At 63.4% G+C, this 13,761-nt stretch carries 17 protein-coding genes; 7 read left to right on the plus strand and 10 right to left on the minus strand.

What is annotated here, in order from left to right:
• Positions 1-7: 7 nt before the first annotated feature.
• From Amn_RS01465 to Amn_RS01480, 4 genes are all read right to left on the minus strand, one after another.
• Positions 8-814 (minus strand): isocitrate lyase/PEP mutase family protein, encoded by an 807-nt coding sequence (locus Amn_RS01465; RefSeq protein WP_154385880.1) that lies wholly within the window; start codon positions 812-814, stop codon positions 8-10.
• A 67-nt stretch (positions 815-881) separates the two neighbouring features.
• Positions 882-1,538 (minus strand): HAD family hydrolase, encoded by a 657-nt coding sequence (locus tag Amn_RS01470; protein WP_286294357.1) that lies wholly within the window; start codon positions 1,536-1,538, stop codon positions 882-884.
• A complete protein-coding gene (dut, locus tag Amn_RS01475; protein WP_286294358.1) occupies positions 1,535-2,014 on the minus strand; it encodes a dUTP diphosphatase in 480 nt (159 codons plus the stop codon). The genes Amn_RS01470 and dut overlap by 4 nt, the downstream gene beginning before the upstream one ends.
• Before the next feature lie 55 nt (positions 2,015-2,069).
• A complete protein-coding gene (locus tag Amn_RS01480) occupies positions 2,070-2,540 on the minus strand; it encodes an Lrp/AsnC family transcriptional regulator (RefSeq protein WP_067965828.1) in 471 nt (156 codons plus the stop codon).
• Positions 2,541-2,642: 102 nt separating this feature from the next.
• On the opposite strand from Amn_RS01480, the gene Amn_RS01485 reads away from it, so the two are divergent.
• From Amn_RS01485 to Amn_RS01500, 4 genes are all read left to right on the plus strand, one after another.
• The gene (locus Amn_RS01485) at positions 2,643-2,858 is read left to right on the plus strand and encodes a DUF6356 family protein (protein WP_067965826.1); all 216 of its coding nucleotides are present in this window, start codon (positions 2,643-2,645) and stop codon (positions 2,856-2,858) included.
• A 5-nt stretch (positions 2,859-2,863) separates the two neighbouring features.
• Positions 2,864-3,658 (plus strand): class II glutamine amidotransferase, encoded by a 795-nt coding sequence (locus Amn_RS01490; RefSeq protein ID WP_154385886.1) that lies wholly within the window; start codon positions 2,864-2,866, stop codon positions 3,656-3,658.
• 289 nt (positions 3,659-3,947) lie between these two features.
• A complete protein-coding gene (locus Amn_RS01495; RefSeq protein ID WP_286294362.1) occupies positions 3,948-4,358 on the plus strand; it encodes a VOC family protein in 411 nt (136 codons plus the stop codon).
• Positions 4,348-4,704, plus strand: coding sequence for a DUF1801 domain-containing protein (locus Amn_RS01500; RefSeq protein ID WP_067955333.1), 357 nt, complete (start codon positions 4,348-4,350; stop codon positions 4,702-4,704). The genes Amn_RS01495 and Amn_RS01500 overlap by 11 nt, the downstream gene beginning before the upstream one ends.
• A gap of 21 nt (positions 4,705-4,725) precedes the next feature.
• Here Amn_RS01500 and Amn_RS01505 read toward each other — a convergent pair whose 3' ends face one another.
• Positions 4,726-5,115: an SRPBCC domain-containing protein gene (locus Amn_RS01505; RefSeq protein ID WP_067955332.1), complete on the minus strand. Its 390-nt coding sequence runs from the start codon at positions 5,113-5,115 to the stop codon at positions 4,726-4,728.
• 237 nt (positions 5,116-5,352) lie between these two features.
• On the opposite strand from Amn_RS01505, the gene Amn_RS01510 reads away from it, so the two are divergent.
• The 3 genes from Amn_RS01510 (at position 5,353) to phnN (ending at position 9,123) form a co-directional block, all read left to right on the plus strand.
• The gene (locus tag Amn_RS01510) at positions 5,353-6,459 is read left to right on the plus strand and encodes a DNA alkylation repair protein (protein WP_286294365.1); all 1,107 of its coding nucleotides are present in this window, start codon (positions 5,353-5,355) and stop codon (positions 6,457-6,459) included.
• Positions 6,460-6,586: 127 nt separating this feature from the next.
• On the plus strand, positions 6,587-8,179 hold the full coding sequence (locus Amn_RS01515; protein ID WP_067955329.1) for a peptide chain release factor 3: 1,593 nt from the start codon (positions 6,587-6,589) through the stop codon (positions 8,177-8,179).
• Between the two features lie 314 nt (positions 8,180-8,493).
• The gene (phnN, locus tag Amn_RS01520) at positions 8,494-9,123 is read left to right on the plus strand and encodes a phosphonate metabolism protein/1,5-bisphosphokinase (PRPP-forming) PhnN (protein ID WP_067955327.1); all 630 of its coding nucleotides are present in this window, start codon (positions 8,494-8,496) and stop codon (positions 9,121-9,123) included.
• Between the two features lie 12 nt (positions 9,124-9,135).
• On the opposite strand, the gene Amn_RS01525 is transcribed toward phnN, so the two are convergent.
• The 5 genes from Amn_RS01525 to Amn_RS01545 are packed head-to-tail and all read right to left on the minus strand — an operon-like array spanning position 9,136 to position 13,721.
• Complete coding sequence (locus tag Amn_RS01525) at positions 9,136-10,245, minus strand: DUF1513 domain-containing protein (RefSeq protein ID WP_286294366.1); 1,110 nt, start codon at positions 10,243-10,245, stop codon at positions 9,136-9,138.
• 12 nt (positions 10,246-10,257) lie between these two features.
• Positions 10,258-11,337 (minus strand): imelysin family protein, encoded by a 1,080-nt coding sequence (locus tag Amn_RS01530; RefSeq protein ID WP_286294367.1) that lies wholly within the window; start codon positions 11,335-11,337, stop codon positions 10,258-10,260.
• Positions 11,337-12,947: a di-heme oxidoreductase family protein gene (locus tag Amn_RS01535; protein ID WP_083948305.1), complete on the minus strand. Its 1,611-nt coding sequence runs from the start codon at positions 12,945-12,947 to the stop codon at positions 11,337-11,339. The genes Amn_RS01530 and Amn_RS01535 overlap by 1 nt, the downstream gene beginning before the upstream one ends.
• Positions 12,948-12,958: 11 nt before the next feature.
• Entirely contained in the window at positions 12,959-13,444 is a 486-nt protein-coding gene (bfr, locus tag Amn_RS01540; protein WP_154385891.1) for a bacterioferritin, read from the minus strand.
• On the minus strand, positions 13,410-13,721 hold the full coding sequence (locus Amn_RS01545; RefSeq protein ID WP_083948303.1) for a bacterioferritin-associated ferredoxin: 312 nt from the start codon (positions 13,719-13,721) through the stop codon (positions 13,410-13,412). The genes bfr and Amn_RS01545 overlap by 35 nt, the downstream gene beginning before the upstream one ends.
• Between the last annotated feature and the right edge of the window lie 40 nt (positions 13,722-13,761).

The following is a 13,761-nucleotide window of genomic DNA, read 5'->3' on the forward strand; positions in this document are numbered from 1 at the left end:
CGAGCGTTCAGCTCTCGCGGCCGAACATCGCCTGCAGCTTGGCATAGGCGATGCCGTCGCGGGAGAATTCGAACGTGCCCTGGCCCAGCATCTCGCGCGACGCCCGCTCCATCATGCCGAAGGCGTAGGCGGTCAGCTTCGAGCCGAGCGAGATGCGCTTGGCGCCCGCCTCGGCCAGCACCGCGACCGAGAAGCCCGGCACTGCCAGAACGTTGACCGGTTTCGTGACAGAGCTGCACAGCGTCCGGATCATTTCGATGTCTGATATCCCGGGGGCATAAAGCACGTCGGCCCCGGCCTTCTCGAAGGCCTGCAGCCGCTTGATGGTGTCGTCGAGATCGGGGCGGTTCCAGAGGAAGTTTTCCGACCGCGCCGTCAGGACGAAGTCACCCTTCAGCGCCCGCGCAGCCTCGGCTGCCGCAGTGACGCGCTCGACGGCATGCGAAAAATCGTAGATCGGCCGGTCAGGCTCGCCGGTGTGGTCCTCGAGCGAGCAACCGGCAAGGCCTGCTGCCTCGGCGGCAAAGACGGTTTCGCCTGAGCTTTCGGGGCTGTCGCCCTTGCCCTTCTCGAGGTCGGCCGAAACAGGCAGCCCGGTGGCGTGCGCCAGATCGCGGCAGTGGTGGATCATCTCCTCGAAGCCGACATCACCGTCGGGCCGCCCGCGCGAGAAGGCATAGCCGGCGCTGGTCGTCGCCAGCGCTTCGAAACCGAAGGAAGCCAGAAGCTTTGATGTGCCGATGTCCCACGGATTGGGAATGATGAAGGCGCCCGGCGCCTTGTGAAGTTTCCGGAAGACCGCGCCCTTGTCCATGTCATCGCCCTCGATCCGAACCGACGGGCAATATTAGACCGGCGCGCCGGAGGGCTCAAACCCTGTTTCAGGCGATCGGGATCAGTCCTGCCAGTTTGCGCATGTCGTCGAACAGCACGGCGCCCGCCGCCTTGAGGCCATCGCAGTCGGAGTGCGGGTCGCGGTGATAGCCGAACACCCGCATGCCGGCGGCACGCCCAGCCTGGGCGCCGGCGACGCTGTCCTCGATGACGATACAGTCGGCTGGGGCAAAGCCCATCGTGCCAGCGGCGTGCAGGAACAGGTCCGGAAACGGCTTGCCGCGCTCGACCATGGTGGCCGAGAACAGCACGTCGTGGAAATAGGGCAGCAGCCCGGTCTGGCCGAGCGTCATATGCATCTTGTTGACCCGTGCCGACGACGCCACGCAATAGGCGATGCCGGCCGTCTGCACGGCGCTGACGAAGGTCTCGACGTGCGGGATCGCCTGGACGCCTGACGCAAACAGTTCCGGCAGCTCGCGGTACCAGCGCTCGACGAAGTCAGGCCCAAGGCTGACGCCCGTCGCCTCGACTTCCTTCTGCACCGACACCAGGCTGCGGCCGACGAACTGGCGGCGGCAGTCTGCGTAGCTGACGGGATAACCCGCCTCGGTCAGCCAGGCCGCGAGCCGCTGGTTGGCCAGCGGCTCTGTGTCGACCAGCACGCCGTCGCAGTCGAAGATGACGAGATTCGGCTTGTTCACGCGGTGCCCGTGGAGCCGAAGCCGCCGGCGCCGCGCGACGTGTCGCCGGCAAGCGTGCGCTCCTCGACCCCGGCGCGGGTCACCGATGCGATGACGATCTGGGCGAGGCGCATGCCGCGCTCGACATAGAAGTCTTCGTCGCCATGGTTGATCAACAGCACCTTGACCTCGCCGCGATAGTCGCTGTCGATGGTACCCGGCGTGTTGAGGCAAGTGATGCCGTGCTTGAAGGCAAGGCCGGAGCGCGGGCGAATTTGACCTTCGAAACCTTCCGGTATTTCGAAGATCAGGCCGGTCGGCACCAAAGCGCGCTTGCCGGGCAGGATCAAAAGCGGCCGGTCATCCGGCACCGCGGCGCGCAGGTCCATGCCGGCGGCACCCGACGTTTCGTAGGACGGCAGGGGCAGCTCGCCCGAATGCGGCAAGCGGACGATCCCGATGACGGGGGCGGAAGAGGTTGCGGCGGTCGATGTCATGGCGGCGATCCTATGGGACAGCGTCCAGAAGAGGTCAATTCACAAGAGGTCGCACTCAGCGAATTTCCACCGGCACCACTGTTGTTTCGCGGATCTCCTCCATGACGAAGGAGGCCGAGACATCCGACAGCGGCACCTTGGCGATGAGGCGCTGGTAGAGACGGTCATACGCTTTCACATCGGCGACGCGGGCACGCAAGACATAGTCGAGATCACCCGACATGCGATAGACGCCGGTGATCTCGGGAAACGATGTCACGCCGGCGCGGAACCTGGCCAGCCATTCGGGGTCGTGGCTCGACGTCCGCACCAGGATGAACACGGAAAGGCCAAGGCCGAGCTTGTCGGCGTCGACGAGCGCCACCCGGCCGGTGATGAAGCGCTCATCGTCGAGCCTTTTGACACGGCGCCAGCAGGCATTGCGCGACAGGCCGACGCGCTCGGACAGCTGGTCGACCGAAAGCGTGCCGTCGCGCTGCAGTTCGGCGAGTATTCTTCGATCAATCGTATCGAGTTCTCCAGACATCTTGGGATAAATGTCCCAAAACTTGGTGAATGGCAAGGACAGATTGGGACCGATGAACCTCTCTCCCGTGCGACGATACTCATGTCAGCCAGGGAGGTTCTCATGTCCGCACGCATCGCAAAGCTGTTCACGGCTCACCCCGAGGCGGTCGACGAGAGCTATTTCGAGCACATGCGTTTTGCCGGCTGGTTCGCCGGTCAGCTGTTCCTGGCAGCGGGCGCGGCACTCATTCACGCTTTGTTACCCTTCCTGTTCGAATCTACTGCCAGCACGATCATCCGCCGGCTGTACGAGCGGACACACAATCGGGGACGTTGAAGCGCATGTGCCGGTGGGCTGCCTATATCGGTGAAGAGGTCTTCCTCGAAGACATCGTGACGGCGCCGTGCCATTCGCTGATCGCACAGAGTCATTGCGCGCAGGAGGCCAAGTCGCCGACCAATGGCGACGGTTTCGGGCTTGCCTGGTATGGCGACAGGCCGGAGCCGGGCCTCTATCGCGACATCCTGCCGGCCTGGTCGGACCCCAATCTGAAAAGCCTGTGCCGGCAGATCAAGTCGGGCCTGTTTCTCGCCCATGTCCGGGCATCGACCGGCGGCGCCACCAGCCGCGCCAACTGCCACCCCTTCATTTCGGGACGCTGGAGCTTCATGCACAACGGCCAGATCTCGGGCTTCGAGAAGATCCGGCGCCGGCTCGAGGCCAGCATCAACGACGATCTCTACGAGCAGCGCCAGGGCACGACCGATTCCGAGCTGTTTTTCATGCTGATGCTGGAAGAGGGGCTCGACGCTGATCCGCAGGGCGCGGTCACCCGTGCCACCGGCCGTGTGGTTGCTGCCGCACATGGCGCCGGCATTGATCCGCAGCTGAAGCTGACTGCCGCTTTCAGTGACGGCACAAGCCTGTTTGCCGTGCGCTTTGCCACCGACGGACATGCGCCGACGCTCTACACCCGCGACGGCGAAACCGGTCGCTGTATCGTCTCCGAACCCTTCGACCGCGAAGGACAGAGCTGGCAGGCGGTGCCGCCGTCGAGTTTTGTCGCCATGACGCCTGATGAAATGACCGTCCGCCCGTTCCAGCCGGCATTGGCGCAACTCGCACTGGCCGGCTGAAACCGGCGGCCTGCAGGCGACGTTTAGGCGGAACGAGATCGACGCCTACGCGTAGACGTGTCCAGACCAATGCGTCGGCACTTGCGCTTTGCCCAATGTCTGCGCGGCTGTCCCAAGTGTCAGTTTGACCGGCCGCTGTCCGATTTGTTCAAGATCGAAGCGGGCCGAAGTGTATTTTCCAGGGACATCCGAAGGGATTTCTGCTGCCAGCCTTGGCTTGTTACCGCTGCGTTTGGCGAAGCCTCGAAGACAGCAGATCTCGCCAGTCAACTCACCGCGAGCTTGCACAATGCGCCCGACAACTGCATCTCTCTGCATCACGACCAAACGCGTCGTCGAGACACGCGACTTCTACATCAGGCATTTTGGCGTGCATCCTGTCTTCGATTGCGGCTGGTATGTCAGCCTTGAATTTGAGACAGGGCTTTCGCTGCAATTCATGGAGCCGCAGGGAGAACAACCCACATGCGACACGGCGGGCCTGACTTACAATTTCTGCGTCGACGACGTCGATGACGAGCATCGCGCAATGACAGCCGTGGGGCTGGTGCCTGTCATGCCGATCGAAGACCATCCCTGGGGCGATCGCGGCTTTGCGATCCGGGACCCCAACGGCATCACGCTCTACATCTACTCCAACCGCGAACCATCCCACGAGTTCAGGCAGTTCTATGCGCCACGGATTGACCATGACCTGTGATCGCGTTCTAGCCTTCCTGGACGAGCTGCAGGATCAGCGGGCAGATCACTTCGCTATTGTGTCGCGGCTGCGCGAGATCGTGCTGCAGGCCGGTCCGTCCATCTCCGAGGAGGTCAAATACGGCGGCATCCTGTTTTCGGCGCGTACGCCGTTTTGCGGCGTCTTCTCATATGCCGGTCATGTTACGCTGGAACTCAGCCAAGGTGCGGCTTTGCCGGACACGCACGGCGTGCTTCTGGGGCAAGGCAAACTGCGACGCCACATCAAGCTCTTCTCGGTGTCGGACATCGAGGATCGGCATGTCACTCACTATGTCGCGCTGGCGCGCCAGGCCGCAGACGCCTGAAAGGCGTTAGCCGCGCTGCCGTCAATGATGCGTCAGGGCGCGGTTCATCGGCTCCCAGTACATCTTCGCCCAACCTTCATCGAGCGCTGCATGCGCCGAGCGTGGGTAACCGGCCTGGTCGAAGGTCAGTCTCGTGCCGGTGCCGTCGGCCTGCAGTTCGAAGCGCACGATCGAATAGGTGCCTTCGGGCCAGACGCGGGAGCGCCAAGCCTGGACGATGCGGCGGTTGGGCACCAGTTCGACATTGCGCGCCTCGATATCGCCGCCGAACATCGAGACTTCGCCGCCCTCATGGGGCGAGATATGGGCCGCCCGGCCACCCGTCATGGCCTGAAAGCGGGCGGAATCGAGCAGCAGTTCATAGATGTTTCTGGGTGAGCCCTTGAGATGCACTTCCTGGTGGATGGTCATGTCGACCTCCTGCAAAGGCGCGATGTGTCCCGCGCGTTGAGAATATTTTCCGCCCGTCCGGCAGGAACGTCAACGGCGGTTTGCGACGACGAAAGTGCCGCCGTCGAGTGTCTCCTGACAGTGCCTTGGCAGGAGAGGGATTGTAGTTTCGAAGTCCGATTCGTAACTGCGCAACGAGCCCTTCGTCCGAATGGACGCCCAAGGGCCGGCGCGGGGGGCCATGCAGGACGGAAACAGATGACGGAAGACCAGACGCTAGCCGCCCCGGCACTCAAGGAAATCTTCGATCGCGACCGCCTTCGCCACATTGCCACCGAGACGGCGGCCATCTCGGCTGCTTTCGATGCGGAAAAGTTCATGGCGTTGGCGACCGCCAATCTCGACGATCTCGGCATCATGCAGCGGCTGCGACAGACCGCGACCAGCCTGCACGGCGCCCTGCCGGGCAGCTTCGAGCGTGGCGTCGATGTGCTTTACGAGCTGGCGCCGCGCATCCAGCACAGCTTCGCCTCGATCGTTCTGTCGGAATATGTCGCGCTTTACGGCAAGGGCCATGTCGACCTGTCGATGCAGGCACTGCACTATTTCACCCGCTTTGGTTCGGCCGAATTCGCCATCCGGCATTTCCTGGCCATGGATTTCGATGGCACGCTGAAGGTGATGCGCCGCTGGGCACTCGACGACAACGAGCATGTGCGCCGCCTGGCCAGCGAGGGATCGCGCCCGCGGCTACCGTGGTCGTTCCAGCTCAAGCAGCTGATCAAGGATCCGTCGCCGACGGCACCCATCCTCGAGACGCTGCACAGCGATCCCAGCCTCTATGTGCGCAAATCCGTGGCCAACCACCTCAACGACATTTCCAAGGACCATCCCGACCGGGTGATCGACCGCATCTCGGCATGGGACATGGACGACAGGAACACTGCCTGGATCGTCAAGCACGCGCTGCGGACGATGATCAAGAAGGGCGATCCCCGCGCACTTGGCGCGATCGGCACGACGGGCAAGCCGCTGGTGCGTGTCGACACCTTCGCGGTCCAGCCGGCGGCGATCCTGCTCGGCGGCCGCATCACGCTCAAGGCCAACATCGCCTCGACCGCCGAGACGGCGCAGCAGCTGGTGGTCGACTATGCCGTGCACTACGTCAAGAAAAGCGGCGGCAGCTCGAAGAAAGTGTTCAAGCTCAAGGAGATCAACCTTGCGCCGGGCAGCCAGAAGGAACTCTCGATCAGCCAGGCGGTGCGCGACTTCACCACACGCAAGCACTATCCCGGCCATCACTTGATCGAGCTGATCGTCAATGGCGAGACGGTGGCCGAGGGCGGCTTCGAGCTGAAGGGGTAGAGGCCAGACGTTGACGTCGCACCTCCCCCCCATTTGAGGAGGGAGGACCTGAACATCCTGCATTGCTCCAATTCCTCGACAGGCACGGCCTCGGCTGTTAGAAGCCCGCCATCACAAGGAATCCCCGATGGCTGAAGACATCGAAAAGGCGGTGGCGCGCCGCCGTACGTTCGCGATCATCGCCCACCCTGACGCCGGCAAGACGACGCTGACCGAAAAGCTGCTGTTGTTCGGCGGCGCGATCCAGCTCGCCGGCGAGGTCAAGGCCAAGAAGGACAAGATCCAGACGCGCTCCGACTGGATGAAGATCGAGCGCGAGCGCGGCATTTCGGTCGTCACCTCGGTGATGACCTTCGAATATGGCGACAACGTCTTCAACCTGCTCGACACGCCCGGCCACGAGGACTTCGCCGACGATACCTATAGAACGTTGTCTGCGGTCGACAGTGCTGTCATGGTCATCGACGCGGCCAAGGGTATCGAGCCGCGCACGCTGAAGCTGTTCGAGGTCTGCCGCCTGCGCGACATCCCGATCATCACCTTCGTCAACAAGATGGACCGCGAGGCGCGCAACACCTTCGAGATTCTCGACGAGATCGAAGAGAAGCTGGCGCTCGACACCGCCCCGATCACCTGGCCGATCGGTCAGGGCAAGACCTTCTCCGGCACCTATCACCTCGCCCAGAACGCGGTGCGCCGTGGCGACGCCGAGGCCGAGCGCACGCCGGTGCATGGTCCCGATTCCAACCGCGCCGCCGGCCTGTTGCCGGACAATGAGCGCCCGGCGTTTATCGAGGAACTGGAGCTTGCCCGCGAGGCCTGCCGCCCGTTCGACCTGCAGGCGTTCCGCGAAGGCCATCTGACGCCGGTCTATTTCGGTTCGGCACTGCGCAATTTCGGCGTCCGTGACCTGATCGAGGCGCTTGGCGACTTCGGCCCCGCGCCTCGGGCTCAGGAGGCCGACACGCGCAAGGTCGAGGCGACGGAAGAGAAGATGACGTCCTTCGTCTTCAAGATCCAGGCCAATATGGACCCGAACCACCGCGACCGTATCGCCTTCGTGCGTGTCTGCTCCGGCGAGCTCAAGCGCGGCATGAAGGCCAAGCTGGTCCGCACCGGCAAGCAGATGAGCCTGTCAGCGCCGCAGTTCTTCTTCGCCCGTTCGCGCATCACCGCCGACGAGGCTTATGCCGGCGACGTCGTCGGCATCCCAAACCACGGCACGTTGCGCATCGGCGACACGCTGACCGAGGGCGAGGACATCCTGTTCCGCGGCGTTCCCAACTTTGCGCCCGAAATCCTGCGCCGCGTCCGCCTCGGCGATGCGATGAAGGCCAAGAAGCTGAAGGAAGCGCTGCACCAGATGGCCGAGGAAGGCGTCGTCCAGCTGTTCCAGCCCGAGGACGGCTCGCCTGCCATCGTCGGCGTCGTCGGTGCGCTGCAGATCGACGTGCTCAAGGAGCGCCTGTCGGTGGAATATACCCTGCCGGTCGATTTCGAGATGGCGCGCTTCTCTGTCTGCCGCTGGATTGATGCCGACGACAAGGCCGACCTGCACCGCTTCATCGAAAGCCATCGCGGCGACATCGCGCGCGATCTCGATAACGACCCGGTGTTCCTCGCTCAGCACGAATTCTCGCTCAATTACGAGGCCGAGCGCTGGAAGATGATCCGCTTCGCCGCGATCAAGGACTATCAGGTCCGCGACAAGGTCGCCTGAAGAAGGGTGGGAGGGGCGGATTTGCCGCCCTGCAGCTCGTTTCGTCATTCCGTCATGTAAATCGCCTAATGGCATCGCAGTGCCGCTGCCTGCCCGTGGTCCAAGCCATGGGGCGTGACAGGTCGGCACTGGAGATGTTCAATGCGCCGAGCTTGCTGAAAAGGGCCGGCGCCGCCAGGGCGGGGGCACTAGAGCGCCGTGCGTCCGGGTGGACGCACAAAGGACGCTCCAAGGCTTAAAGTGGCGCATCGTGCTTTCCGAAAATCGAGAGCGATTTTCGGGCCGATGCGCGGACATGGAGGAAATGACGTCGCATGATGGTTTCAGCATTGATCGAGCGTGAACTGACCCGCGTTGGCTCTCCTGTCCGCTACGGCGTCTTCGTCGCCGTCGTCGGACCCAGCGGTGCCGGCAAGGACACGCTGATTGCCTATGTCCGAGAGCGCCTGACCGACGACGACCATGTCGAGTTCGCCCGCCGCGTCATCACCCGCCACAGCGACGGTGCGACCGAGGATCACGACACGCTGGCCGACGCCGCCTTCATCGAGGCGGACGCATCGGGCGCCTTTGCGCTGTCCTGGGAGGCGCATGGTTTGCGCTACGGCATTCCAGCTTCCGTCGACGATGCCATTTCGGTCGGCCACGTCGTCGTTGCCAACACCTCGCGCGGGGTCATCCCGGCGCTACGCCAGCGCTACGCCAATGTCGCCGTGGTCGAAATCACCGCAGCACCCGAAATCCTGGCCACCCGGCTTGCCGCGCGCGGCCGTGAATCGCGCGGCGAGGTGCTGGCGAGACTGGCGCGTACCGCTCCGCATGATCTCAGTGGTCCCGGCCATGTGGTGATCGACAACAGCGGCCCGGCTGAAATCGCCGGCGAACGCTTCCTTGCCGTGTTGCGCAAGGCCGTCGCCTTCTCCGACGTATCCGGCATGATATAGGAAAGTAAAGACTTACGTATTTCGCGGATCGATCCGCAGCATGTGGTTGTCCCAGACATGCTCGGGATCGTCGGTCTTTTTGCCGTCGGGATCGACGACAAGGCCGGCGCCCGTGGTGGCGAGGAAACCATCGCGGTCCGGCGCCAACCCGCAAACCTCGACCAGATCGGCATTGGCCACGACCTTGCCCGTCTTGGCCTCGATCATTGCCCAGGCGTTGCCTTGCGGCGAAGAGACGGCGATCAGCCCGGCGTCGCGATTGGCCGCGACCGAGCCGATATAGTTGCGGAAACCGCCGAGGATGTCCTCGGGCATGTCAAGCATTTCCAGCTCCTTGCCGCGCGCGGCTTGGCCGATCAGAAGTGGCTTTTCCGTTGCCGGCCCCTCGTGCTGGCAGCCGAACCAGACGGTGCCGTGGGCGTCGATGTCCATATGCCGGATCGACAGTTGGTGAAGCTTTTCCGGCAGTTCGTGTTTCTCGATCAGATCGCCCGAGACGCGGTCGACAAGCACGAAGGACGGCTTCATGGTTGGAATGTTGAGCTTGGCGCGGCCGAAATCCGGATGGGTCTCGATGCCGCCATTGCAGATGGCGAGCGTGCGCCCGTCGCCAAGCAGGATCAACTCATGCGGGCCGACGCCATGGGTCGGGAATTCGCTGAGGCGGCGGAAGCCGTCGCGCGCGTCATAGACGCCGACCATGCCGGCGGCGTTGTCGAAGTCGTTTTCGGTGACGTAGAGCAGCGCGCCATCGGGCGAGAATACGCCATGGCCGTAATAGTGGCGGCCGGCGATGCTCGGGATGGTCAGCGGCGCGTCTTTGCCGGTGTGGTCGAACACCAGCATGAAGGTGCCGGGCTGGCGCGCAAACACCACCGACTTGCACGAGACGGGATCGAATGTCACGTCGTGTCCGCGCTCTGGCAGGGTGACGCTGTGCAGGAACTTGCCGGCCTCCGACAGGATCGCCACGCCATACTCGCCGGTCCTGGCCTGGTAAGCTGTGGCGAACATTGCGTCGGTTTCGAGTGCCAGTGCGCGCCTGGCGGGGCTGAGCGAAAGCACGAAGCCTGCTCCAGCTGCCTTGAGGAAATCGCGACGGTCGAACAGCGGTGTGCGCATTGTCCTGGCTCCTCAGTCGCCGTCGAGCGACGAGAAACCGGCAGTCAGTCCGAGGGCCCCGGAAAGCCTGGTGCCGAACTGCTCCGACAGGCTCGACGTCACCAGCGCGAAATAGCCGAGCTTCTCGCGTATGGCGGGGTCGGCAAGGGCCGCATCGATCGGGCCGGTGACCGCAGCCGCCGCTGCCTGTGCATTGGTGAATTCGAAGCCGATCGACTCGGCAACCCAGCGCTCGTCGGCCGGCACCAGCTCGCCGAATTTCGAAGCGGCGAAAAGCGCTTCCATGCCCGCGATGTTGCCGGCAAGCGAGGCGCCCGTGCCTTGAGAGCGCCAATAAAGCGCCTGCTTCGGCTTGTCGGACGCCGCATTCTTGCCGAAAAAGCCATTGAGGCGCACGTCGCGCACCAGCTCGAGCCCGTTGACATAGACTTCGAGCAGTTCGGTCAGCGCTTCGTTGTCGTCGCGGTAGAGCGGATTGGCAGCACCCGGGTTCTTCCACTGGCTGGCAAAACCCTTGTCGTCGCGCCATGCGGCGTCGACCTCGGCGGCAATGGCCCCGATGTTGCCTGATATCGCCTGGCCATAGGCGCAGCGATAGGCGGCCGAGGTGCCGGAAAGCTCATCGGCGGCGGTGCCGAACAGCACGAATTCCAACGCGCCGAGCCCCTGCATGGCAACGCTCTTCTGGCCGAGAGTGGCTGCGTCGGTGGCGGTGGCATCCTTGTCGGCAAGGGCCGACTGCACCTGCTTCAGCCCGGTTCCCTTGCGGTCTGGCCAGAACAGCAGGCGCTCCAGCCGGTTCTGCTCGGTGATTGGTCCGAAGCGGATGATCTCGATCTCCGACCAGGTCGCCGTGGTTCTGGCGAATGCCGCGCGCGCTGCAGCAAGCGTGTCGGAAGACGGTTTTGCACAAAGCGTAACCATAGACTTACTGAGATCGGCAGTCGTGCCGACCAGCCGGCCATAGGCCGGGCGGATGAAACCGTCGATGGCGTCAGTGATCACCTTGGCCGACGCCTCGCTGGCGTAAGCGGCGGTCGACGGCACGAACAGGCAAAAAGCGAGGACAGCAGCCAGGGGACGTCCAGCCATCACAGCGACTCCAGGAACTTGATCAACGCATCGCGGTCCTGCGGCGGCAGCGCGGCAAAGTGGTCTCGTGACTTCTGGCCTTCGCCACCATGCCAAAGGATCGCCTCGGCCAGATTGCGGGCCCGACCATCGTGCAGGAAGAAGGTATGGCCGTTGACCGTCTTGGTCAGGCCGATGCCCCACAGCGGCGGCGTGCGCCATTCGTTGCCGCTGGCGTCGCCGACCTGCTGGCCGTCGCCGAGTTCGTCGCCCATGTCGTGCAGCAGGAAGTCGGAATAGGGCCAGATCAGCTGGAATTTCTGCGCCTTGTTGGGCGCATCGCGGCGCGTGACGAATTTCGGCATGTGGCAGGACGCGCAGCCGGCCTCGTAGAACATCTGCTTGCCGCGCAGCACTTGGCGGTCGTCGATGTCGCGCCGAGCCGGGACGGCCAGGTTCTGCGAATAGAAGGTGACCAGATCCATGATCGGGTCGGGGGCTTCGCTGCTGCCGAGCCGCTCCTGCACGCCATTGGGCTTCTCGAGACACGCCGTCTGGGCGTCGGTGCAGTCGCCCCAGTGCCTGGGCACGTCGGGCGTCGAGATGCCGATGTCGCCGGCAAAGGCATCGGCCGATTGCTGGCGGATCGACGGCGCCGACGCCTTCCAGCCGAAGCGGCCGAGCGTCAGCTCGCCTGATTTGTGGTCGCGCACGATGGAGGCCTTGCCCGAAATGCCGTCGCCGTCCTTGTCGTCGGGATCGGCATTGGCAAGGATGTCGGCGGGATGGATCTGCTCGACGAGGCCCAGGCCGATCATCGGCGGCGTGATGCGTGGCGACAATGTCGTCTTCGGGTCCATCGCACCATAGCCGAGGTCGGTCACCGAATAGATCGGCCAGCGCAGCGTCGTCATGGTGTCGGAAAGCTGGACCGGAAACTGCTGGTAGGAAATCACCATCCGGCCTTCGCTCTTGAGGCCGGGCACGGCAAGATCCTGGAACTGGCCGCCATAGGTGGGATCGGGGAAGTTCAGCACCTTGCGCTCGACGATCGCGGCTTTTTCTTCTGCCGTTTCTGCCGTGCGGGCGAGCCTCAGGAACATTGAGGTGGCGTCGGAATTGCCTTCCGGCGGATGGCCGCGGCCGTCCTTGAGGTGGCAGCTCTGGCAGGCGCGGGCGTTGAACAGCGGCCCCAGCCCGTCGGAGGCCTGGGTCGACGACGGCGACGACACCCATAGCTTGCGGAACATGCCGTTGCCGAGCTTGAAGGTGCCTTCTTCCTCGAAGGTGATGTTGGCCGAGGATTGCGAGAACGCATCCTGGTTGACGCGCTTTTCCGAAGTACCGGCTCCGCCCTGCATGCGCTCGAACTGTTCGGGTTTGCTGAAGTCGGTGGTCGGCCGGACGATGTTGTCGACGCGCGCCTTGTCCTTGGGATCGAGGTCGGTGCGTTCGGTGGCCAGGCCGGCGGGGACCGCTTCGCCTGAAATCACGACCGTTGCCGGCAGGGCCGCTATCAGGCCGGCCAACAGCAGGAGGCGAAGCGCTGTCGCGCTCCGCTGTCGTTTTATCTTGTCGTCGGGAAACTTGCCGGTACGTGCGCGGCGCGTGGTCAGAAAAGTGCGCCGCATTCCGGCATGTCCTATTCGGCCTTGTCAGCTGGTTCGGCGTTGAGCTGGCCGTACTTCTCGTCGCCGATCTCGGCGAGCAACTGCAACTGCGTCTCGAGGAAGTCGATGTGACCTTCCTCATCGGCGAGCAGTTCCTCGAAGAGCTTCATCGATACGTAGTCGCCATGCTGCGAGCAGATATCCCGGGATTTTTTGTAGGAAGTGCGGGCGTCATACTCTCCGGCGAGATCGCTCTCGAGCACTTCCTTGAGGTTCTGGCCGATACGCAGCGGCGAGATGGACTGCAGGTTGGGATGACCTTCGAGGAAGATGATGCGCGCGATCAGCTTGTCGGCGTGGTGCATCTCCTCGATCGATTCCTCACGCTCCTTCTTGGCGAGCTTGCCGTAACCCCAGTCTTCAAGCAGGCGGTAATGCACCCAATACTGGTTGACGGCGCCGAGCTCGAGGAAAAGCGCCTCGTTAAGCCGCTCGATGACCTGTTTTTCGCCCTTCATTTGCCTTGCTCCCAAATTGAACGCGCAACTCTCTGACGCGGTCCAGGTGTGAAACGACATCCACCTCGCCCGATTCCGAACGAGCATGATAAGCTTCGGTAATCCGAATTATCGTTTCGACCACATTTGGGAAGCAGCCGCAACAACGTCCGCGCTTCTGCAGCGTATGATAGACCTTCGCGGGCACGATCAGTGTCCACGGGTCCCGATCCAAAAGCTCGACGATTGTGTCTTCGATCTCCTTTTGGGTAATCAGATTGCAATGGCAGATAAGCATGGTTTCGAACGACCGTGGCTGACGGCGCGCTCCCTTTGGC

The sequence above is a fragment of the Aminobacter sp. Y103A genome (assembly GCF_030294925.1).
In the GTDB taxonomy this organism is placed as follows: domain Bacteria; phylum Pseudomonadota; class Alphaproteobacteria; order Rhizobiales; family Rhizobiaceae; genus Aminobacter; species Aminobacter ciceronei.